General features: G+C 42.5%; 1 protein-coding gene. It reads left to right on the forward strand.

Annotation, left to right across the window (positions count from 1 at the left end):
* Positions 1-29 precede the first annotated feature (29 nt).
* The coding region (locus S1OALGB6SA_RS09115) for an ABC transporter transmembrane domain-containing protein (protein WP_230204517.1) at positions 30-1014 on the forward strand (985 nt) is incomplete at its 3' end.

Raw genomic sequence — 1014 nt, forward strand, 5'->3', positions numbered from 1 at the left:
ATTGGCAGCAGGTTGCCCATCATAAGTCTATGATCTATTCGTTTGTAGTCCTCTATGTGGTTATAGCGTTAATCACTCTGATTCCGGCCTTTCTACAAAGGAAAATTTTTGACTTCGCGATTCCCAATCAGGACATAGAAACGCTCATAATAATTCTTGGCAGTGTTATAATAGTGAACGTTGCTGTTTTTGCCTTCAATCTCATTTCGAATTTCATGCTCTCCAAGTTTTCCGAAGACAATCAGTATCAATCTCGGAAAGTTATGTACAAGAAGATTCTGACTCTCCCGTACCTAAGACAATCCCGTATGTCTCTTGGAGAGGTTAACAAGATTTTGGAAGACAACGACAAGCTTAGTCGGATTCCCAGGGTGTATCTATCGGAGATTGTAAGAAATGCAATAGTGATAATCATTAACTACCCGATTCTATTTCTGCTTAGCTACAAGCTCACGCTGATTCGCCTGTCCACTGTGCCTTTGGAGGTGATGATAGGAAATTACTTCCGCAAGAAAGATCAGGTAATTGAGAAGCAATTGCTGCCCAGGCAAGAGAGACTTATGGCTTTGCTTGCTGATTTACACTATGGATCGGCGACGATGAAGTCCTTACAGGCAGAAAGCGAGATTTACAGAAAAATCAGAATTGCTCATCTTGAGATAAAAGATATCCAACTCAAGAAGCAGCACTTGAACTCGGTGTGGAAAGGGGTGACTACGTTTACAACAAGTGCCTTGGGCAGCCTCGTATTTTTCATAGCAGCCCTTGATATCATCAATGGTTCGTTCAGTTTTGGTTCCTTTATCGCCTTCAATATCATCAGTGCCCAGGGCACCCAGGCACTAACTGGTTTGATTAACACCTACAAAAACACGGCAGTGCTCCAGAACTCCCAGGGCAGGTTTGAAACCGTGGACAGTATTCAATCAGAGAACAGCCTATATTTGAGCAAAGGCGAAATGGAAAGGATTAACGGAGATATCGTTTTCAGGAATGTGAGATACTCCTATGGTG

Origin of the sequence: Olavius algarvensis spirochete endosymbiont, from assembly GCA_900608495.1 — a bacterium.
Classification (GTDB): domain Bacteria; phylum Spirochaetota; class Spirochaetia; order DSM-2461; family DSM-2461; genus UBA2779.